This is a genomic window from Chryseobacterium indologenes (assembly GCA_016025055.1).
GTDB classification, from domain to species: Bacteria; Bacteroidota; Bacteroidia; order Flavobacteriales; family Weeksellaceae; genus Chryseobacterium; species Chryseobacterium indologenes.
In genome coordinates this window covers 2,066,060-2,088,645 of the sequence record CP065590.1, presented here as the reverse complement: position 1 = coordinate 2,088,645, position 22,586 = coordinate 2,066,060, and the positions used below count along the sequence as shown (strand labels likewise).

The 22,586-nt window shown below is 34.8% G+C and carries 17 protein-coding genes, 2 pseudogenes and 1 riboswitch; of the genes and pseudogenes, 11 read left to right on the top strand and 8 right to left on the bottom strand.

What is annotated here, in order from left to right:
• Window positions 1–131: 131 nt before the first annotated feature.
• Window positions 132–455 carry a hypothetical protein gene (locus H3Z85_09405; GenBank protein QPQ53514.1) on the bottom strand — a complete coding sequence of 108 codons (324 nt, stop codon included), beginning with the start codon at window positions 453–455 and terminating at the stop codon, window positions 132–134.
• Between the two features lie 830 nt (window positions 456–1,285).
• Between H3Z85_09405 and H3Z85_09400 the strand changes: the two genes are divergently transcribed.
• The 11 genes and pseudogenes from H3Z85_09400 (at window position 1,286) to H3Z85_09350 (ending at window position 12,650) form a co-directional block, all read left to right on the top strand.
• Complete coding sequence (locus H3Z85_09400; protein ID QPQ53513.1) at window positions 1,286–2,869, top strand: TonB-dependent receptor; 1,584 nt, start codon at window positions 1,286–1,288, stop codon at window positions 2,867–2,869.
• Window positions 2,860–3,222, top strand: coding sequence for an outer membrane beta-barrel protein (locus H3Z85_09395; protein QPQ53869.1), 363 nt, complete (start codon window positions 2,860–2,862; stop codon window positions 3,220–3,222). Before H3Z85_09400 ends, H3Z85_09395 begins: the two co-directional genes overlap by 10 nt.
• Window positions 3,186–3,500: pseudogene (locus H3Z85_09390) on the top strand (outer membrane beta-barrel protein). The gene H3Z85_09395 and the pseudogene H3Z85_09390 overlap by 37 nt, the downstream one beginning before the upstream one ends.
• Window positions 3,501–3,610: 110 nt before the next feature.
• A complete protein-coding gene (locus H3Z85_09385; protein QPQ53512.1) occupies window positions 3,611–3,763 on the top strand; it encodes a class I lanthipeptide in 153 nt (50 codons plus the stop codon).
• Window positions 3,764–3,793: 30 nt separating this feature from the next.
• Entirely contained in the window at window positions 3,794–3,979 is a 186-nt protein-coding gene (locus H3Z85_09380; protein ID QPQ53511.1) for a class I lanthipeptide, read from the top strand.
• Between the two features lie 94 nt (window positions 3,980–4,073).
• Window positions 4,074–5,258 carry a hypothetical protein gene (locus H3Z85_09375; protein QPQ53510.1) on the top strand — a complete coding sequence of 395 codons (1,185 nt, stop codon included), beginning with the start codon at window positions 4,074–4,076 and terminating at the stop codon, window positions 5,256–5,258.
• Window positions 5,248–6,267 (top strand): hypothetical protein, encoded by a 1,020-nt coding sequence (locus H3Z85_09370; GenBank protein ID QPQ53509.1) that lies wholly within the window; start codon window positions 5,248–5,250, stop codon window positions 6,265–6,267. The genes H3Z85_09375 and H3Z85_09370 overlap by 11 nt, the downstream gene beginning before the upstream one ends.
• A gap of 145 nt (window positions 6,268–6,412) precedes the next feature.
• Window positions 6,413–7,330: an LLM class flavin-dependent oxidoreductase gene (locus tag H3Z85_09365; protein QPQ53508.1), complete on the top strand. Its 918-nt coding sequence runs from the start codon at window positions 6,413–6,415 to the stop codon at window positions 7,328–7,330.
• Window positions 7,320–8,144 carry a lantibiotic dehydratase gene (locus tag H3Z85_09360; protein QPQ53507.1) on the top strand — a complete coding sequence of 275 codons (825 nt, stop codon included), beginning with the start codon at window positions 7,320–7,322 and terminating at the stop codon, window positions 8,142–8,144. The genes H3Z85_09365 and H3Z85_09360 overlap by 11 nt, the downstream gene beginning before the upstream one ends.
• A 30-nt stretch (window positions 8,145–8,174) precedes the next feature.
• The gene (locus tag H3Z85_09355; protein ID QPQ53506.1) at window positions 8,175–10,454 is read left to right on the top strand and encodes a lantibiotic dehydratase; all 2,280 of its coding nucleotides are present in this window, start codon (window positions 8,175–8,177) and stop codon (window positions 10,452–10,454) included.
• A gap of 23 nt (window positions 10,455–10,477) precedes the next feature.
• Window positions 10,478–12,650, top strand: a pseudogene (locus tag H3Z85_09350) (peptidase domain-containing ABC transporter).
• Between the two features lie 363 nt (window positions 12,651–13,013).
• On the opposite strand, the gene H3Z85_09345 reads toward H3Z85_09350, so the two are convergent.
• The 7 genes from H3Z85_09345 to H3Z85_09315 all read right to left on the bottom strand — a co-directional run bounded on the left by H3Z85_09345 (window position 13,014) and on the right by H3Z85_09315 (window position 22,234).
• Window positions 13,014–14,507, bottom strand: coding sequence for a RagB/SusD family nutrient uptake outer membrane protein (locus H3Z85_09345; protein ID QPQ53505.1), 1,494 nt, complete (start codon window positions 14,505–14,507; stop codon window positions 13,014–13,016).
• 16 nt (window positions 14,508–14,523) lie between these two features.
• The gene (locus tag H3Z85_09340) at window positions 14,524–17,463 is read right to left on the bottom strand and encodes a TonB-dependent receptor (protein QPQ53504.1); all 2,940 of its coding nucleotides are present in this window, start codon (window positions 17,461–17,463) and stop codon (window positions 14,524–14,526) included.
• 83 nt (window positions 17,464–17,546) lie between these two features.
• A riboswitch (SAM riboswitch) is annotated at window positions 17,547–17,643 on the bottom strand.
• Window positions 17,644–17,984: 341 nt separating this feature from the next.
• A complete protein-coding gene (locus tag H3Z85_09335; protein ID QPQ53503.1) occupies window positions 17,985–19,301 on the bottom strand; it encodes a hypothetical protein in 1,317 nt (438 codons plus the stop codon).
• 19 nt (window positions 19,302–19,320) lie between these two features.
• Window positions 19,321–19,647, bottom strand: coding sequence for a helix-turn-helix domain-containing protein (locus tag H3Z85_09330; GenBank protein ID QPQ53502.1), 327 nt, complete (start codon window positions 19,645–19,647; stop codon window positions 19,321–19,323).
• Window positions 19,648–19,696: 49 nt separating this feature from the next.
• Entirely contained in the window at window positions 19,697–20,131 is a 435-nt protein-coding gene (locus H3Z85_09325) for a transposase (protein QPQ53501.1), read from the bottom strand.
• Window positions 20,132–20,287: 156 nt separating this feature from the next.
• On the bottom strand, window positions 20,288–21,238 hold the full coding sequence (locus H3Z85_09320; protein QPQ53500.1) for a hypothetical protein: 951 nt from the start codon (window positions 21,236–21,238) through the stop codon (window positions 20,288–20,290).
• A 36-nt stretch (window positions 21,239–21,274) separates the two neighbouring features.
• On the bottom strand, window positions 21,275–22,234 hold the full coding sequence (locus tag H3Z85_09315; protein QPQ53499.1) for a hypothetical protein: 960 nt from the start codon (window positions 22,232–22,234) through the stop codon (window positions 21,275–21,277).
• Window positions 22,235–22,586 lie beyond the last annotated feature (352 nt).

Here is a 22,586-nt window from a genome sequence, read left to right as displayed (position 1 = left end):
TATTTAATTTTTATTGAAAATAAATGCATACAGTAGAAAATACTGCAGCAAAAATATCCTGAAAAGCTCTGCAATGATATTGCAAAGTTTCATACTGTTCAGAAAGCTAACTTTCTAAAGGTCAATAAAAATTAAATTTTGGGAGGTTGCCAGATAGGATCGTATACCTGGTAGGCGAAATCGTTTTTACGAAATAGGATTTTCTTGGAGAAATAAGCTTGAATCGGTTCCGGAATTTCTAACAGAGGATCCATTTTAAATACAGAAACTGCAATCTGGCAGCAGCTGCATGCACAAAGTGGCGAACAGATATCTCCTTTTTCTGTTGAATGAACACCATGAACAGTTAAAGATATTTTCTTATTTCCAGAATCTAAAGGATGAGATACATCTTCACATGGCATTAATGCTAATGCCATGAAATAAATTGCGAGTATCCATCTTAAAAGATTCATTGCTACAAAGGTAAAGTTTTTTTCTAAAAAAAACCATCATTCATCTTATGCTTCTCATTATACGTCAAAAAACCAATTATCATCCCCTATCTCATTTTATATTAATTTGTCAGTGCCTTCGATTCTTTCAATCTGTTTCTGTCCATTTTTCAGTATGTTTTTTAACTTTTTTAATTGTGATATTCCAGGCATAATAGCTTAGAAAATCAAGCTTACTTCATTTTACAGATATTTTCAATTAAAAGACCTACTTGTTAATTTTTTATATGTTTTTGAAATTATAAAAGCGCAAAAACTTTTCATAAACACACTCAAAATTCTCTTATTTACATTACACTTTTTTGAAATATTTAAATTTTATATTAAACAAGAGCATGTATAGGCATTAAATTTAATTTAAAAAGCATCATATTTCTCAAATAATAAAAAAGTCCGTCATTCTGTAATAAAAACACATTAAAGAATACAAAAAAATATATTCATCTAACGGTGAAAAATTATAGAAATCACAAAATAATTGATTATCAATAAAATATAACAAAAATAATAATACTCAATTTATAATTATTCTAAACTAAGGGAAATAATTACAGCATAAATATTTTCATTTTTCTTTTTTGTATGTTTGGAAGATATCCTAAAAAACTAATTTCCAGATGAAAAGAAGAATCTATATTTTTCAATTTCTATTTTTTTTTTTGCACCCTATTCTCACAACAATTCCAACTAAAGGGAAAAATTGTGGATGAAAAGGATGCCCCAATGGAATTTAGTGAAGTTTTAATTTTAAAAAAGATTCTATTCCTATTAAAAGTGAATTGACCGATGAAATGGGTTTATTTTCAATTCAGCTAGAATCCGATGAATATATTCTCAAAATAAAACATTTTAATGATACTGGATATTCTAAAGCATTCAGTTTACACAATAACCTCGATCTTGGAAAAATAAAGATCGAAAGAACCAAAAACATCAAAGAAATTGTCTTAGAAGGACGAAAGAAATTAATAGAAAGAAAAATAGACCGTCTTATCTTTAATGTAGAGAACTCAATATCTGCAACAGGTGGAGATGCACTGGATGCCCTGAAAGTAACCCCAGGAATAAAGGTGCAAAATGAAAAAATCTCTATGGTGGGAAAGAATGGGATGTCCGTAATGATTGATGATCGGCTTATACAACTTTCCGGGGATGATATTATTAATTTTCTAAAAACAATAAGGTCTGATGAGATCAAAAGCATTGAGGTCATTACAAACCCTCCGGCCAAATATGACGCAGAAGGAAACAGTGGTATCATCAATATCAAAAGAAAAAAAATCGCCCCCAATAGTTGGAAATCATTAGTAAGCACACGGTACACCCAGGGAAATTATGCGTCTGCAGGAATAGGTGCAAATTTTGATTACCAAAAGAATAAAAGCTATTTTAATTTCTCGATTAATTATGACAGAAATAAAAAGAAAATAGATGAAAGTTTTGTCAACAGCTATCCTTCAACATTGTGGAAAGAAGAAAAGATAAAAAAAAGCCTGTTCTATCCTCTTACTACTAAACTGGGTTTTGACTACAAAATTACTCCTAAAATAATGACTGGAGTAAGTTTATACTACAGTTATTCAGACACAAACCCGACTGAAAAAGACAGAGTGATCATCTCTGATAAGGCTGCCAATAAGATTGATTCTTTAGCAAACTCCAACAAGGATCTAAAGAACAAATATAAATTCCTTTCATTGAATTATCATTTAAACTATAAAATAGATTCCTTAGGGAAACAGCTTACTTTTGATTTTGATTATTTTTCATATAACAATAAATCCGATCAATTAATTCAGGGGCAGAACTTTTACTCGAACTCATCACCTATTCCAAATTCCGGATTTATTTTCAATACTGTAGGCGGAATCAATGTTGATAATTATAATTTCACTGTTGATATGGAACATCCTATTAAATCATTAACATTAAACTATGGTGGTAAGCTCTCGATATCAAAATCAAACAGTGACAATTCTTTTTATAATCTACGGAGCGAGACGCCTATTTTAGATCCTAACAATACCAATTCATTTATTTATAAAGAAGATATCAGCAGTGTTTACGCAAGTGTAACTCATAAAATAACCTCAAAACTTGAAGGAAAACTGGGGCTTAGGTTAGAAAATGTAAGTACAAGCGGGCATTCTCTGACATTGGATCAAATTCAAACTAACAATTATTTAAGATTATACCCTACCGCTTATCTTTCTTACACTCCTAATGATAACCATTCATTCAATATCAATTACGGAAAAAGAGTAACAAGGCCTCGTTATTTTTGGTTTAACCCGTTCAGAAGCTTTAATAATCAATATTTTTATTCTGAAGGAAATCCTTTTTACAGCCTTCTTTCTCTGATAATATTGAGTTAAATTATAATTTCAAGAACAAGGTAACTGCTCAGCTTTATTACTCTCATTTGAAAAACGGATTTGATTTTGTTACCATCGTTCAGCCAGGAGATATCACTTCCCGATTTGAAAAACCATTCAATTATGTTACCTCGGATAAATATGGAGTAAATATTTCCTACACATTTGATAAATTTAAATGGTGGGAATCTGTCAATTCTTTGGATTATAATTACTCTCATTCCACGTCATCAATACCTGAAACGAACTCCAGCTTAAATGGTAATTATCTTCAGCTTTATAGTACAAATACCTTTAAGATTTCTTCAAGCATTTTTTTGAAGCCACTTATTTTTACTCTTTTCCTACTGTAGAGGGACTATTTAAAGTTTCAGGCATCAATGGATTAGATCTGGCTTTTAAAATGTTTTTTATGAAAAAATCACTTCAGCTGTCTTTAACAGGGGAAGATATTTTTGGAAGCAACAGGCCCACTTATACGGGATACACTAATAATATTGAACTTAAAAACAAAATGTATTTTGACAACCAAAGATTCAGAATTTCTTTAATCTACAAGTTTGGCAACAATAAACTTAGCACACAGCAAATCAATTCTAATAACAGTGAACAAAAGGAACGTGTTCAGTAAAAAATAAAGCTTGCAAGCCCAGAGCGAAAAAGAAAAAAGTATTAATCTCTTAAAAATATGATACTCATACTAATCTCATAAATAAAATTACTATGAAATCTAAAATTCAAATGAAAGGATTACAGTTTAATAAAGAAGCTGTAACAAAGTTAAATGATGACCAGATCAGCCAACTGAAAGGAGGGATATTAGGAGCTAGCTCAAGAGGAGACAACTGCTCTTGCTGCCATGGTTCTTGCAATAGTAAAACCATTGAGCAGTAAAATGCGATACTAATCATTAACCCAATTATTATGAAATCTAAAATTCAAATGAAAGGATTACAGTTTAATAAAGAAGCTGTAACAAAGTTAAATGATGACCAGATCAGCCAGCTGAAAGGAGGGATATTAGGGGCCAGCTCAAGAGGAGACAACTGCTCTTGCTGTCATGATTCATGCAACCCTAAAACGACAACTACTATAAATAAAGCTATATAAAAATATAGTTTTAAAAAGTATCCTGAGCGAGGTAATTAAATAATTTAATTTGCCTCGCTTTTTAACTACAATTAATTTTACATCTACCTGAACCATGAAAGTTAATGAACATGAGATCTCAAAAATAGTCGGGGCATTAGAAAAAAACTTTTCCATATTAAAGGACGTTGGATTAAACAAAGGAATTTTAGGGGCTTCACTTTTTTACTATTATTATCATTTATACACTGAAAAGGAAGAGTATCTTGAAATGTCCGCAGAGTATCTTAATCTTAGCTTATCCAGAATAGATGAGACTTATGATGGAGATTCTTTGATCTTGGATATGTGTGAAATTGTACATGTCTTGTATTATTATAAAAAAAAGGCAGTAATTGATGAAAATATTAATGACTATTTAGAAAGTTATGATCATTGGGCTCTTAAGTTCTTACATACTAAAATTGAAGAAAAAAATATAGACAGCGTAAATGGCTGTGTCAGAATAGGCTATTATCTTTTTCAAAGAATGGAAGATAAAAACTTTGAAAACGAAATCAAAACTATTATTCATACTATTGACACCCTGGCAATAAAAGAAGGTCTATTCACCAGATGGAATTATAATTTTTTATGGGGGCGGCCATCCAATGAACTTGGTATAATGCATGGAATAACAGGCACCTGCCAGTTTTTACTGTATTGTTATAAAATGAATGTTGAAAAAGAAAAGTGTCTTGAACTTTTAACAGGAGCCCTTAATTACCTTAGTAGTAATAAAACAGAAAATACGGCAAACACCAATATGTTTCCATTTGATTCAATCAAGCAGAATTATATCAATTATTCAAATGTCTGCTATGGTGATCTGGGAATTGCATTCATGTTATTCCACGCTTCTCAAATATTAGACAATGATGACTACCTTGATCTATCCCATGAAGTCATAAAACATTTTATTACAAAGCAGGAAATCATTAAAAATGAATTGACAGATGCAAGTCTATTATACGGATATTCAGGATTGTATTCATTAATGAGAACGTTCTACCAATATACAAAGGAAACAGAATATTTGGAAAATGCTGATTTCTGGCATAAAAAGATCCTAGATTCAAATCAAAATGAAACTCCTTGGGCAGGGTATTCTACTCATTTTAACAGTGACCTCGAAGAACTTCATCTTTCTTTTTCACAGGGAATTATTGGAATAGGCATTAGTTTAATGACAGCTGATTTAAAAATGGAAAATGAATATCTCTTCTTTTTAAAATACTTTTTACATAGATATGAAGAATAATAGCATTGAAAATACAACCAAAAAATTTAATGATTATTTATATCATTATGATTTTAATGAATTGGAGGATGACGGCCTTTTTGAAGGCAAATTAGGGATTGTTTATTATCTCACCTATATCAATAAAATATACGAAGATGAAAAAAATACGTCAACATTATACGAAATCCTTAATTTAGTTTTAGAGAATATTTCAAGTCAGAAAAAATTTATTTCAGTGTCACCTTGTATTCTCAGCGGGTTGTCTGGTTTTGGGGTAATGGCTCATGAATTAAAAAAGCATCAACTATTGGGAGATGAACTGGACAATGAAATAAGCGATATCAATGACTACCTTTTAGATAAAGCTATTATTCATGTTCAAAACAATGTTTTCGATTATTTAGGCGGAAGTATGGGGATTCTTTACTATTTCATTCTGATCAAAGATTTGAAAAAAGCTGATATTATCATCCATGAAATTTACAATAATATCAATACCCAAAAACTTGCTTTTTATAATAATACGGATGATTTATACAATAAAGGACTCAATTTTGGACTGGCACACGGGATATCCGCCATTCTTCATATTATAGATCTTTATCTGAATAAAAATCCTGAAAATGAACAGGCCCAGATGATACGGGCCAAGTGCATAGAAATCCTGTCTGCCCATTGTGAGGAATATATGATAGATCATTCAAAATTATATTTCCCATACAATAAGTTTTTAGAAAACGATCAAATTGTAATTCATAAAAACAACAGATTAGGATGGTGCAACAGTGACTTATCTGTTGCAAATACATTATACAGATCCGGTACTGTGTCTCATCTAGAAAAAATAGATGCAGAAAAAATAACTTCAGAAACGACCCGGCGAAGAACTTTTAACACAACAGGCATACAGGATTTTCACTTTTGCCATGGCACATCAGGAGTTGCAATGATGTACAAAATATTTATGATCTTACCGGAAAAAATAATTTTAGAGAAGCTTATCAGTATTGGCATGACCAGACTGTAGATTTCTTACAGCAAGATTTCCTCGTACTTCCGGAAAATAAAATGAGTCTGATCTTTGGTTATCCGGCAGCGATTCTCACCATAAATTCAGCAGATAAAAGAATCAGTGAATGGAGTAAAATATTTTTAATTTAAGAAGATTCGGCATGATACAATTAGGAATTTTAGATTTTGGAAGAAGAGGCGATTCAAACAGCCTGGACATTATAGAACAAATTATTACTTACGCTTCCAAAGCAGAAGAATACGGATTTAACAGATTCTGGCTTGGAGAGCATCACTTACCCATCCCTAATGTTTCTTATACCAATCCTGAAATTATAATCTCAATAATAGCAGGCATGACCGAAAATATTTTAGTAGGGTCTGCAGGTTCTTTAATTTCTATGCACTCACCTTATACTCTTGCATCAAATTTCAGACTTTTAAACAATATTTACTACAAAAGAATAGAACTGGGCCTAGCCAAAGGCGCACCAGAAAGCGTAAAAGTCATGGAACTCACCAATGATAAATTACTGAGTACCCCACAACATGAGATTTTTGATGAAAAACTTAATGATATCGTAACCCTGTTGAATAACGATGAGTATAATTTGCATGAAAATAAAATTGTTATCACACCTTACGGAGGAGAAAATCCAGGCATCTGGTACCTTTCATCAGACTTTAACTATCTGGAGCTTGCCATCGAAAAAGATCTTAATTACTGCGTTTCCACTTTTCATGGGCCTCGTAAAAAACTATCTGCTACAAAAGATAAACTGAAAGAATTTAGAACGGCTTTTTATGAAAAAAACCGCAGAGACGTGAAAATTGTACTGTCTATAGCTTTTTGCTCTGATGAAGGCAAAATTCAGGAGGATCAAAACCCAACCGTCCATCAAAATGAAAGTTTCAACATTTTACACGTAACAGTTGAAAAACTGTCTCAAATTATTCAGGAGTATCATGACGAATACGGAATAGATGAATTTGTCCTGTATGATACCTCAGCCACCAATGAGGCCAAAATATTAAATTTAAAAAAACTAAACACCATTTACTATGCTGATGAAAAATAAATTAAAAATATTAAATACGGTTTTTTGCAGAAACTCTTTATACACTTTAAATGACTTATTGAAGATACCCCGTCATGAAGATGAACTCAATAAATTCATGTCTCATCTCTATACTGATACCATCTTTAAAGACGCTTTATTTTTAGCTTCTCCTGAATTGTTCTACCGATGGAAATCCGCAATTGAATCTGATCTTTCCAATAATGCATCTGACCCCAACAGAAGTAAAGACTCTAGAAAATTAGCCCTCTCTATTTTAAAATATTATATCAGAATATGCTCAAGAGCAACCCCTTTTGGACTGTTCTCAAGTTACTCAATCATCGAATGGGAAAAGGACGTATCCACAACTGAGCAGAGTGAAAGCTTTATTCCTTTTTATAGCATAGATCTTAATATTGTATTTAAAATACTCAGAAAAATAAATAACAATAGTAATATAATCAAACAACAAGATTATGTTATTAATAACACATTGTACAGTGTAGGAAAAGATTACAGATATGTTGAAGTAACTCATTCTAATGAAGACTCCAGAGATTATATTTTAAATTCTTTTGAAAGGAATGAGGTTCTTGATTTAATTATCAATGAAACCCAAACTCCAACATCTTTTACAGATCTGGTCTCATTACTTCTTGAAAATGTTGATTCTATCGAGATACAGCAGGCTGAAGAGTATCTTTTTTCTTTGATTGAATCTCAACTGCTTATCGGAGAATTCCAGCTTTATTTAAACCATGAAACACCACCTCTGAACCAGATCATTAATTTGTTTGAAAAAAAGAAGTTCTGCTCTACGATCCGGAAATAAACTCACTGTATAAAAAAATAAAGAAAATTAGTGACAGCCTATCCACGTTGGAAAAAAAAAGAAATTGGGGGTAACTTAAAATATTATGAAGAAATCTTCAGTATACTGGATGAGCTGGATATTACCTACAATAAAAAATTTGTAATCAACTGCAATTTAAAAGATATAGCCACAGTCCCCAGTATACCGGAAAAAATACAAAAAAATATACGAGAAGCCATAGAAATATTATCCGTATTAACGTCTATAAAGCAACAAACGCATCCAATGTTAGATGAGTTTAAAGAAAAATTTACCGAAAGGTATGGGGAAAATTTCATGCCTTTAAATATTGCTTTAGATAACGAGATAGGAATAGGATACTCTACCAATTCCAATAATGCCATCCAATCTGACCTGGTAAAAAAAATACAGGTAAATATGGAGGATCCTGAAAACCAACAAATAGAACACAGCTTAAAAATAAAAAAAATATGGAACAATATTCTTGCTAAGGCAAAGTATAAAGGACTTTCTGAGATTGATCTTAGTCATGAGGAATTTCTAAGCTTAATTAATGATGAAAAGAAAGACAATATTATTCATTTACCGGACAGTCTGCACGCAATGATATCGGTTGTAGATGACAATAAAATATTAATCAAAGGAATAGGTGGAGTAAGTGCTTTAAACCTCATCGGCAGATTTACATGCTTCGACCCAGAAGCAGCTGCTTTAGCTTCTGAGATCATCAGAGCTGAGAGTCAAAATAATGTGAACACCATCTCTGCAGAATTTGATTATATCCCAGACAACAGGAGCAGTAATCTCCTGGTAAGAAATATAAAAAGAGAATACACTTTAGGCTATATTTCCAAAGATAATATGGTCTCTCATATAGACTTAGATGATATTTATGTAGGGGTGAGGTATGGAAAAATAATATTATGGAGTCGCATTCATAAATGTATGATCAAATTATATAATTCCCATGCTCATAATTTTCATATCAACTCCATGCCGATTTATCATTTTCTGTGTGATCTACAATGTCAGGACATTACAGAATATCTTCATATCAATTTTGACCAGCTTATATTTTCATACAATAACCATTTTCCAAGAATCAGCTGGAAAAACCTCATCCTTTCCCCTTCTACCTGGAAAATAACAACTTCTGAACTAAAATATCTGTTTCCACAGAAAAAAAATGAAGATCTTCTCTCCTACTTTACTACTATAAAAAGTTATTACAATATCCCGAGGTATGTTTATCTTAAAGATGCAGGAGATAATCAGCTGTTAATAGATACCGAAAACGAAATTTTATTGGAAATATTATGCGATGCCATCAATGAAAAAGAAAGTATAATATTAGTTGAAGTTCTTTACAACCTCAACAATAAAGAAATACATGATAATGAATATATTTTCCCGATAATCAATGAGAAAAATAATGGAAGTCTACAAGTTTTTTCTCCTAAAAAATCTTTAAAGAGAAAATTCATCCCTACAAATGAATGGGTGTTCTTTAAAATATATTTAGGCGTGGAAACCGCAAATAAATTATTAGCAACCGTACTCCCTTCTCTCATTGAAACTTTAAAAAAGAAAAATCTGATAGAAAAATGGTTTTTTATAAGATATTATGATCCTAATTTTCATATCAGACTTAGATTTCAGTATGATAATAGTAAAACCAAATTATCGGACATATTATCAATTGTGAACCAAAAGCTTAAATATTATTCAGACACACATTATATCTCAAAAATAGATATTTCAACCTATGAAAGAGAAATTGAAAGATATGGCTACCATTTAATGGCGAATGCAGAAAGTTTCTTCACGATGGATAGTGAGATTATTTTAGAACTTTTAAAAAGGATCAAGGCAGAAAATATCAGTGATGAAAGATTAAAATATTTCATTGTAATAAAATACATTGATCATTATCTCAATTTCTTACAACTCTCACTGGACACAAAGATTAGTTTATTCGGTATCTTATACAATGCTTTTCAGACAGAATTCCAGGCCAGTAAAAAGACCCGAAAAGATATTGATTCCATCTACCGACAAGACTTTGAATATCTTTCAGAATTTCTTCATAGCAGAAATGAATATGATGAGCTTATAGAAAATACCATCAGTAGATTTGCTCCTGACATAAAAAAATTTACAGGAAGAGGAGAGATAATCACCAGTTTTATACATATGACCATCAATAGATTTGCAAAACTGGAACCCCGGAAAAATGAACTCTTACTCTACGGAGTTCTTGAAAAACATTACAGAGCAATGAATGGAAAATTAAATTTAAAAGTATGATTTTCTTACCCCAACATGATCAGATGGATTGTGGCCCAGCTTGTCTTGCTATGGTTGCAGCCCATTACGGAAAGGAATATAGTGTACAGCATCTTAGAAATCTGAGCTATATTACCCGTGAAGGAGTTTCCTTACTCGGAATAAGTGATGCTGCTCATAAAATTGGTTTTAAAACAATGGCAGGAACGTTAAAACCGGAGAGCATTGATCCAAGCTATTTACCTCTTATCCTTCACTGGAACCAAAATCATTTTGTTGTTCTTTATAAAATTTCAAAAAGCATATTCAGCGGAAAAAGAACATACAAAATTGCGGATCCCGGGCATGGTTATATTTCTTTATCAGAAGAAAAGTTCAAGCAGTCCTGGATCTCAATCGGAGAAGAAGGAGTTGCTTTATTTTTGGAACCTACAGAGGAATTTTACCAACGGACACCACCTAAAGAAGAAAAACTTTCGGTAACCTATCTATTTAACTACCTTAAACCATTTAAAAGGCAGATATCATGGATGTTCCTCCTGCTTTTAATGGGAACACTTACCACTCTTATATTCCCCATCCTGACTCAAAAATTAATTGACGATGGGGTAAGCAAAAAAGATCTATCAATCATTACTTATATCTTATTGGCCCAATTGGCATTTTTTTAGGGAACATTATTTTTGGTATTTTCAGGAACTGGATCATGCTGGTGGTAGGGACAAAGATCAACATCCAAATTATTTCAAATTTCCTCAAAAAACTTTTAAAACTTCCCATTAAATTCTTTGATACAAAATTAATGGGAGATTTTAACCAAAGAATTCAGGATCATGAAAGAGTGGAAAGTTTTCTCACTTCACAAAGCTTGATTACTTTATTCTCTATCATTACTTTTTCTGTTTTCTTTGGAGTACTATGGTATTACGACTATAGAATTTTATTAGTGTACATGACATTGACTGTATTTTCCGTGGCCTGGTCCTTATATTGGATGAAAAAACGAAAAATGCTGGATTATTTTAAATTTCAGCGGAGGAGTGAAAACCAAGAGTCAATTTATGAAATGATTAATGGGGTTTCAGAAATGAAACTCAATCAGTTTGAAGAATTTAAAAGAAACGAATGGAGTAAAATTCAGGATAAACTTTTTAAAATTAATATCCGTATTCTAAAACTGGATCAGATCCAGCTTTCCGGTTTTGAATTCATCAATCAGATCAAAAATATCATGGTTACATTTTTGGCCTCATCATTTGTAGTACATGGCAATATGACTTTGGGAGCCCTTTTAAGTGTATCCTATATCATTGGGCAGATGAATACTCCTGTAAGCCAGTTGATTACTTTTTTCCGTTCATTACAGGACGCAAAACTCAGTTTAACACGATTGAACGAGGTACAAACCCATCCCGATGAAGAGCAGGACAATCATGTTCCTTTATTGAGTGAAAAATATACAACCCAGAATGGAATTGAAAAGGGAATTTATCTGAAGAATGTATCATTCCAGTATGAAGGTCCCAAATCACCATTTGTCCTTAAAGACCTCAATATTTTTATTCCAGAGGGAAAAGTTACAGCAATTGTTGGAGCAAGCGGCAGCGGCAAAACCACTCTTATGAAAATGCTGCTGAAGTTTTACGAACCTGTACAGGGTGATATTGAATTTAATCATTTAAACATTAAAGATATTTCTCCCAGAGACCTGCGAAAAAATTGTGGTGTTGTAATGCAGGATGGCTTCATATTTTCTGATACCATTGAAAGAAATATTGCAACAGGTGATGAAAATATCGATTACGAAAAACTTGAAAAATCATTATTCATTTCTAATATCAAATCTTTCGTAGAAAAGCTTCCTCTTAATTTAAATACTAAAATTGGGATGGCTGGCAATGGTATTTCAGGAGGTCAAAAACAAAGAATTTTAATTGCTAGAGCAGTCTATAAAAATCCTCATTATATCTTTTTGATGAGGCAACCAGCGCATTAGACTCTGAAAATGAAAGAACCATTCATAACAATTTACAGGATTTTTTTAAAGAGAAAACGGTTGTTATCATTGCCCATCGTCTTTCTACGGTAAAAAATGCGGATCAGATTATTGTATTAAAGAATGGCGAAGTTGTAGAACAAGGCAGCCATCAGCAATTGGTTCAAAATAAAGCAACTTATTTTAAATTAGTAAAAAATCAATTGGAACTTGGGGGATAACACAATGCCAAAGTCAAATCCGATAAAAAGAACTGGATTTTACAACGATAGCCTAGAAATTAGCTATGGTTTAAAGATACTTGGTTATAAAGACTTCCATCACAATAAAGACAAAGTCTCCAGACTTTGAGCCAACAAATAAAAGTAATTTTATAAGCGTTCTCCACAGTCGAAAGACATCGGAGAATAGAGTGTTTGTATTACCTTTTCTCAAAGGGTATAAAAGATTCAATACAAACAAAATATTTTTATTGACACAATGATAAATGGCTGCCTTATTTTTGAGGCAGCCATTTTATATAAAAAGCCACCGCAAACGCGATGGCTAAAAAATCAATCTAATTATAAACTATGGACTTTATCTTACAGATTCGGGTTATTCTCCCCTTCTCTCTGTGGAATACTGAATAAGTAATACTTGCTGTTCGGAATAAAGGCGGTCTTATCAGGGAAAGCAAAAATAGAATGCCCTCTTCCGTCAACTGTTTTCACCGTTCCGTCCGGAGTAGTGATCTGAACTTTCACTGGTTTTCCGTCTGTTCCTACAAATGGTTTTCTTACGACTGTTCCCTCCGTTCTGATAATATCTGAAAGGGCAAACCCTTCTCCGAAGAGTTCTTTTCTTCTTTCAATCAGAATTTCTTTCACCACGTCGCTTTGAGCGGAAGAACCAGTGTATACATTCGCTTTTCTCGCTGATTTTAATTGATTTAAAACTGTTACAGCTTGTGATGTATTTCCTGTTCTTGCCTCGGCCTCGGCTTCGATCAGGTACATTTCAGCAGCTCTCATATACACAAGATCTCCGATAAGAGTGGGTTTAAACTTAAACTTGGCATATCTCAGCAATCCTTCCCTTCCTTTAAGACCATCCCAAGAAAACAACTGGTACCTGATGTCATTCGTATCAAACAAATCCTTAAAGTAAGGATCAGCCATAAAACTGTAGTAGAAACTTCCTGATGAAGACACATCCAGATAGTGGAAAGCATAACTCGCATCCGACTGCTCCTGCGTTTGGCCGTGTCCCCAGATCCATTCTACATTGCTGATATCATTGAATCCGTCCTTGTATTTTTCAGCCGGCATCAAAGGAAATCCTTCTCTTGCGATTTTCGCAGAAGCAGAAGCTTTACTCCAGTCTCCGGTATTTAAATAAGTTCTTGCCAAAAGCCCGTTCACTACTGCACGGTTAATTTTATCCTTATTATTTCGGTCATAATCCTTCAATAAAACATCCGCATCTGTCAGATCACTTTTAATCAAAGTATAAATATCTTCCAGGCTTGACCTTTTCTTTGCAGGCGTATTGATTGTCGAAGGTTCCGTATAAATAGGAGCTGTCAAAGCCGTTTTATCTTTCAAATAACTGAACTGGTATAAGCTGGCAATATTGAGGTAGCAGAATGCACGTAAGGCTTTCGCCTGCCCTTTCACCTGATTTTTCTTTTCCTGGCTGCCTTCTGTTCCGTCAATTTTTGTAATAACATTGTTCATATTATTAATGGTCGAATACAGCATAGACCAGATAAACAGAGGCCGGGCGGCTGTACTATTCGACATTTCTGCAAACTGATAGGTAGAAGAGAAACCATATTTATTGGTAAGGACCGCTACATCACTTCCCATGGCATCACTGGCCCTTAAAACCGTTGAATACCCGATATTGGCATAGGTTGTTCCATCGTCATTAAACTTAGCCCATGCTCCGTTGATGACGGTTTCTGCACTTTCTGCAGTTTTGAAAACCTCAACCTGATTTGCCTGATTTGTCGGAGCAGTTTCCAGCTCACTTTCACAACTGGTAAGCAACCCCAATCCGATCAGACCAAAAGATAAATATTTTAAATTTTTCATTGTTTTAATTTTAAAGTTAAAGCGTTGCCTGAAGACCAAAAGTAATTGTCCTCATGGCCGGATACCTGTAATACGTCGTTCCATCCAGTGCCTGTTCAGGATCCATTCCTTTATGTTTATAGAATGTCAGAAGGTTTTCTGCCTGAACATAAATTCTGAATTTTTTCAATCCTATTTTTTCAAAGTAATCAGATGGAAGGGTATATCCTAAACTTATATTTTTAAGTCTTGCATATGTTCCTGAATATAAAAATCTGGTAGAATTGCCCGTCCAGTTGGTAAGTGTCGTAGTCAGTGCAGGAACATCTGTATAACGGTTGTCCGGTGTCCATCGGTTCAGCATTTCAGCGCTCCATGCACGTCCCGCTGAATTTCCGCTATGCATAATTGAAGTATAATCAGTATCCAGAACTTTTCCTCCGATTTTAAAGGTCAGCAATGCAGAAAAATCAAAGTTTTTATAAGAGATATTGGTACTTACTCCTCCGGTAAGTTTCGGCAATGCGGAGGCTTGTATTGTTCTCGTAGCCTTTGCAAATTCAGAAGTTGTGCCTTCCACTGTATTTCCATTGGCATCAGTGGTAAATGTTTTCCATAGCGGATTTCCGTTATTCGGATCCACCCCAGCCCATTCCGCAAGATAGAAATCATATACAGATCCTCCTTCGCGCAATAACTTGGTTCCTGTTACAATAGAACCTTTAGGAAGTTTCGTTATGGTATTTTTTAAAGTACTCAGGTTAACATCCAAATCCCATCTGAAATCATCTGTCTTAATCGGCGTTGTAAACAATGAAAACTCGAATCCTGTATTTTTTATCGTTCCGATGTTCGCAGGGAAGTCACTGATCCCCAGTGATGGGGCTACCGGCATATTAAACAGAAGATCCTGGCTTTTTCGCTCAAAATATTCCACATTACCTTTAACTCTGTTATTAAGAATTGCAAACTCCAATCCTACATTCAAGTTAAGGTTGGTTTCCCATTTCAGGTTTTCTGTCAATGCTTTTTCAAGAACTGTTCCGGGCTCACCCAGATTATTATAGAATTTGTATAATTCCTGGTAAGCATAATACAACGGAGATTTATTAGGCTGTAATAATTTATCATTTCCCTGGCCACCATAACTGGCACGAAGAGTCAATTGATTGAAGACATTGAGGTTTTTGATAAATTCTTCATTTGAAATTTTCCATGAACCTCCCACAGACCAGAATTTTCCCCATCTGTTCCCCGGAGAAAACCTTGAAGAACCGTCTGCTCTTCCTGAAGCAGATAAGAAGTACGTATTGTTATAATCATACTCTACTTTACCCAGGAAACTTAAAAGGCTGACTTTATCGCTGTTTCCACTGAAGCTTCCCAACAACGCGGCAGCATCAGGCTCATAATAATATGGCAGTGAAAACTGAGTTCGCGTTCCGGAAATGGTCTGGTAATCATATTTATAAAATTCCTGACCGCCTAAGATATTGAAGTGGTGTTTTCCAAATTTCTTATCAAAGGTCAAAATATTACTCGTAGTATAAGATAAAGTCCTGCTATTGGATCTTGTCACTGAACCGTTGGTTTCACTTCCCTGTCCTATCAGTGGATTCGAATAATAATGTCCGTTATAATTAACCAAATCAACAGAAAAGCTTGATCTGAACTTTAATTCCGGTAAGAAGGTAAAATCAAAAAATCCTTTTCCTGAGAAGTTATCTTCCTTATTTTCATTCTTGTCCAATGGTAAAGTTGCCGCTGCATTTTCGTTCTGAAGGGCATTTGCTGGTCTGTATTTACCAAAATCATAAATGGTATTTCCGCTGGCATCCAATACATAACTTCCATCAGGATTTCTTTCATAATACGGATAGAAAGAAGGGATTACCCTTGCTGCCTGAATGATATTGCTGGACTTGGAATCTGACGAAGGAGGTGCCTGCTGAATACTGTTGGTATAGCTTAAGTTCACCCCAACATTCAACCAGCTTTTTACTTCAGAATTGATTTTTAATCGGGTATTGTATCTTTTAAATCCAGATTCAATGGCCATTCCTTTATCATCAAGATAGCCCAATGAAAAGAAATAGTTACTTTTCTCACTTCCTCCGCTGATATCCAGATCCACCTGATTTCTGGAAGCTACTCTCTGTAAAATATCTTTCCAGTTGTCGTTCCACAATGGTCTTGCTCCTGCCAATAATTTACCGTCTGTACCTACAGGTTTTGGATATGCTGTTCCATAAGGATTTATCGATAATCCTACACCTGAAGTAAGGTTATCTGTAGCCATTTGGGCCGCCTGCTGAGCAGTGATTTGTCCGGATTGGTAGCCGTTTCTCATTGCTTCCCAATACAATTGGAAATACTGATCGGTACTTACCTGTTCGTAATCTTTTACTGCTCTGCCGGAAAATCCCTGGCTGATATTAAAATTGACTCTCGCCTCGCCTTTTTTACCGGATTTCGTGGTAATGATAATAATTCCGTTAGCTCCTCTGGAACCGTACAACGCACTTGCTGTAGCATCTTTCAAAACACTGATAGATTCAATGTCATTAGGGCTTATCGCGTTGATATTTCCGTCAAAAGGAATTCCGTCTACTACGTAAAGAGGATTACTGTCGGCACTGATAGACCCTACTCCCCTGATTCGGATGGTCGCTGTAGAACCCGGCTGCCCCGATGCGCTTGTGGTCTGAATCCCCGGGACCTGCCCTTCCAGAGCTTTTGTAATGTTCGTTACCGGCCTGTTATTGATTTTTTCACTGGAAATGGTGGCTACAGAACCTGTATAGCTTGTTCGCTTTGCCTTTCCGTAGGCAACTACCACTACTTCATCAATCTCTTTTTCTTTGAGTGTATCTTTTTTTAGCTTTGAATCCTGTCCGCTTACACCGGTAATTCCTAAGAAAAACGCAGCTACCGGCGGAATCCAAACTTTATAATTAATTAAATTTTTACTAATCATAATCAATTTTGTTTATCATATATTAAAATTTAGCCCCTTGCAGAATAAACAGCAAAGGGCATCGATAAATACGATAAACCAAATGCTTATTTTTCCATTAAAGGCTGAATGTAACACCTTACACAACGCAGGTTGTTAAGACTTCTCAGGGTCAGTTCCCTCCGTCTTTCTTTATAAGCCGATCGAAATATGTTTGCAAAGCTATAAATATTTAGTCCACAAAACAAGTAGACTTTATGTTTTTTCATGATAATTTTACTAAAATTAACATAAGATTTTATCAAAAGCCGTTAAAATAACTGATTACATCAATTAGCATTTTAACAAACATGATAAATATCATTAAAAATAATTCAATAACTCAAACTCACTGTGAACAAAAAAAATGACATCCGAAGATGTCATTCCCTACCATATATATTTATTAATTGAACAATCAGGTTGGAAACATTATCCAATATTTTGTGTTCCGAATCAAAAAAAAACTGGTAGCCTAGGATTATGGTTTATATAGTATTTTTTTATCTTACGTAGTTAACCGCAATATCAAACATATTGCAAAACATTCTCGCATTTGAGCTTTCTGTACACCCTGTTCCCTCATTATAAAATTTATCCGCAGATTCGTAATTGTAAAATAAATTGACATCCGTATAGACTAATACATTATCATCTAAAGTTCCGGCAACTCTCCCCGCACTGTCCTTCATAAAAACTTTGGCAGTGGCCGGAAACTGAGTAATCCTTCCCATATATCGGTTAGTTTGTATTCTTGTGTTTTCAGGAAGGGTGCCAAATGCTCCACTGTTAGGTCCCTGAGAACTTGTAGTGAAAAAAGAACCCGGACTTTGAGAATTGATATATTGTGCGGTATAGCCAATATTCAGCTTATTGATAGGAGTAAGGTTCTGATGCTCCGCATCTATCATAAAAAATTTTCTTTTTTCCTGTATTTTCTGTCTTAAAACAGCGATACTCTGATCAGAAAAATAACTGGTATACACATACCCGATCCAAACAATGTCCGCATTGTCTATTGCCTGTGATAACTCTGCCGGGCTTGCAGTCCGGATGTTAATGGTATTAAAAATAAAGTTGGCCATCACTACACTTCCGTTGGGTCCGAAATTACTTGGATTTGTCAGTTTGGAACGAGCTACTGATGAATATCGTCCGTAAGAATCTGTGGATAAAGTTCCGTTCCAGGCATCAGGAACAATAGAAAGTATTCTCACCACCTTGCCGGAAGGCTGGCCCGTGACCCTAACCGCAAAAGCACAGTTTTCATATCCTGAAGGAGTAACAATTGAATAGGTATAATTTCCAGTCTGCACGGGAGTTCCTTCAGCCGAAAGAATGACATACTGTTCTCCGGTAGTTTCAAAATTTCCTTCTCCGTTAAAGCTCATTCCATTGATGACAGCTGTACTTATCTTATAACTTCCTGGCCGGCTTACGGTTACTTTAATTCTCACAGAACCGGAAGCTGGAGCTCCCGCATAGAAGCTTCCGCTAACTACTGGTTCACAGTTAATAATATATACAGCAGATCTTCCCTGGCACATATTAATCCATTCCATACTGTTCCAGAACTCCAGACAATGAACTGTTTTATTGTAAATCGTCATTCCTTCGGCATCAAGGTTTAAACTATCCGCCGGGAGAAGAATATCTCTTTCAGCCGTAGTAAGCCGTGGGGGAAGAAATCCTTTATCATTAGAAAAAATTTCCAGCATTGCTTTATGATAAGGCTTAGCTGTATTGATTCCTATTTGTCCGTTAATTAAAAAAAACGGAAGTAAAAATGTGAGTAAACGTAATAATTTCTGTTTTTTCATCCTTTGTATTTTATATAAATTAAATCTGAAACATCTTTTTCCACTTTGCGAGTGTGTTTCGGCTTATTTTAAATTGTTTAGCAGTCTGCATGTTGTTGTAACCACTTTTCTTCTGGAATTCCAGAATCTCTACAATGGCATTCTGATCATATGCCTTATACTTCTGACTGGATCCGCTGTAGTCTTCTTTATCTACTCCAAATATTAACTGATTGATTTTGATCACATCTAATGTTGTGAAGGTTTTCTTTTGTAAAATAGCTTTACATGCATCCAGTTTTTCAGGATGTTTCATAAAAATGATATCAGTATATATCTTTCTGTAGTCAGGTTGTTCAGTTTTCATATTCCATGTTTAAATTAATTTGCAGAGAATCAGGCATATCTAAAAATCTTTAATCTGAGATATTATACTTTGCCATCCATTTATGAAGTGTTGTTTTGGGAATTTTGTAATCATTTATTATTTCATTTTTTGTTTTCCGGTCTGTGTTCACCATCTCCAATACAAAGTGTATTAATTCTTTAGTATATATATTTTTACGGAACCTGGACCGTAAAGAAAATTGCTTATTGAATGTATTCTGACTATTACCCGGAGGGGCAAACATGACAAGATGCTGTGAATAGACTCTAAAGAAATCGTATTGTAACAGTTTACTCCACTTCATAAGCACTTCTGTACTTAAGCTGTTTTGGGTGAACATTTCACACACCTCTTCTTCATTAATCTCAAGAAATGTACTGATAACTGCCACAGAGAGATCCATCTCCTCAATCCTGTTCCTGATACATTCACCGATATGAATATTTTTAAAATCAAATTTCATTAGTAAAGAATTTTTTCTATAAAGTCTTTGCTTTCTAAGATGATATGCAAATAATCATCATTTGTGTTTTTGTATCCTATAATAACACTTGTGTCTGTTTGTTAATCAGGTTGAACATACTGTCATAATCCAAAAAGCGAGTCATAGAAAACAAGATCACCTCGTTTTGTCTAATGTATACGCTACCACATTATGAATAAATCTTTCCTGTGGTGTATCTATTGCTCCAGCTACAGAGGCGCGAAAAACACCTTCGTCCCAAAAGAAAACGGCTCTTCCCCCTGCCCCGGTAATCCATCCGCCAGCATTAGATGTTGCTTCAGTAGCTAAAAGCCGGCTACCGACAGGTAATTGAGACATCAGAACCCTTCCTGCAGTATTAGCACCTGAGATCGGCATATCCCTTGTGTCTCCGAACACCCCATTATTAACATCGTCGTTTGTACTTCTGGCAACAACGCCACCATTACCTACCGTTCCATTACCGCCAAAGGACTGAAGTAGATTTGATCCTACATTTCTATCAAGTGATAAAAGGGCAACACCTCCACGATCTACATACTCCTTTATTTTACTTGCATCCGACGCACTTATATCTGAGCCATTCCATCCTGTAAAGATGATATCGAATCTGGCAAGCAAATCTTCCACTGTCATATCCGATAAAGAAGAGGTAATGTCAGTAAGCTTAAGTCTTGAAAATTTCTTATAAGTCCCAAAAGAGCTGTAATTATTAGCATCAGTAAGCTGAGTGTTAAAAGCGATCCCCGCAGGAACTGCCCATTGTCCGATACGACCAACAGGAGCTTTTTTAGTTTTAGTTTTGCCTGATAAGCATCGGGACCAGCCACCGGATTTATACAGCCTGATACAGTCCTTAGTGGAATCGTACATAATTGTTCCGGCAGCAACATCTCCTCCAAGAGGATTAACCATATTTTCGACATCCGAATTAGTGGGCAATACCAATCCGGAAGTATTGGTTGAAGGTTTATTAATATCTAAAGCGCCCCTCGGCGTTGTCGTTCCGAAACCCACCTGCCCGCATGCCAGCGATACCGTGGTACACAAAACAACAATACTGTAAATAGATTTATTCTTTATCATTTCTTGTCTATCGTATAATTGAAGGATCTAAAGGGATTATGATCCTATTTTATTTAAGGCATAGGCCATTATATTGTGTAAAAATTTTTCCTGGTTTGTATCAATTGCAGTTCCTTCAACATCAGAAGCACGGAAAACTCCTTCATCCCAAACGAAAATAGCTCTACCATTAGCTCCTGAAATCCATACTCCGGCATTAGTACCGCCTTCACTGGCAAGAAGTTTACTGCCGGTAGGGAGTTGAGATGTTTGTATCCTGCCGGAACCGGGTACACCTGCTAAAACCACATCTCTGGCATCGCCAAAAATCCCGTTATTGATATTATCTGTTGTACTTCTTCCATTAATTGTTCCCGTAGTTACAGTTCCAGTACCTTCAAAAGCCTGAAGGAGATTGGTTCCAATAGTATTATCTAGCATAATAATGGCAATTCCTCCTCTATCAACATATTCTTTAATTTTGGCGGCATCATTTGCATTCATATTAGCACCGGTTCCCGTACTGATAATATCAAAATTAGCCAGCAGGCTTTCAACTGAGGTACTTGCCAGACTTGAAGTAATAGTAGTAAACTCGAATCCGGAAACATCTTTATAAGTTCCGAAGGCACTGTAATTGTTAGCACTGTTAAGTTGAGAATTGAAAGTACTCAGATTGGAGCTTCCAATAGAAAATGTGGACCAGGAAGCAACACGCGCAACTTCAGGTCTCTCTGCTGCATCAGACAAACATTGCGACCAACCGCTTGTTCTGTAGAGTCTGATACAATTCTGAGAAGAATCATATATAATGGTTCCGGCAGCAACGTTTCCTCCCTGAGGATTGATAATATTTCCAGTTTCTGAATTAGTAGGAAGTACTAACCCAAAGGTATTGGTGGTAGGCTTGTTAATATCCAAAGCCCCTCTTGGTGTGGCTGTTCCGATTCCAACTTGTCCCCAAGTCATAGTAATCATACTGCAGAAGACTGCAATACTAAAAATAATTTTTTTCATCCTTAATTATATCTTTATATCATTCAATACTTACTGACCCTTAGCAGGTCTGCCGTCCCTTTACTACGGCAATTGATTATTAAAACAACTCCAAATCTTCACATATATAACAGGCAAGAGTGATAAGCTTACCATAATAACTCACAAAAAAAGAATTGTTATTGGTGAAGCAGCTTTGTACTTTTTTCTATATTTTAGCTAAAATTAACATTGTTACATTTCAGGCTTGGAATGTAAAATATTGTTACAGGCTATGGAAAAAAAAGCTTGTTTTAAGAAAATTGAAGAATTGGTTGGTAGAAAATTTTTAATTCATTTTTGTTTTTTTCATCGCCCGGTTGCAAAGTTATAG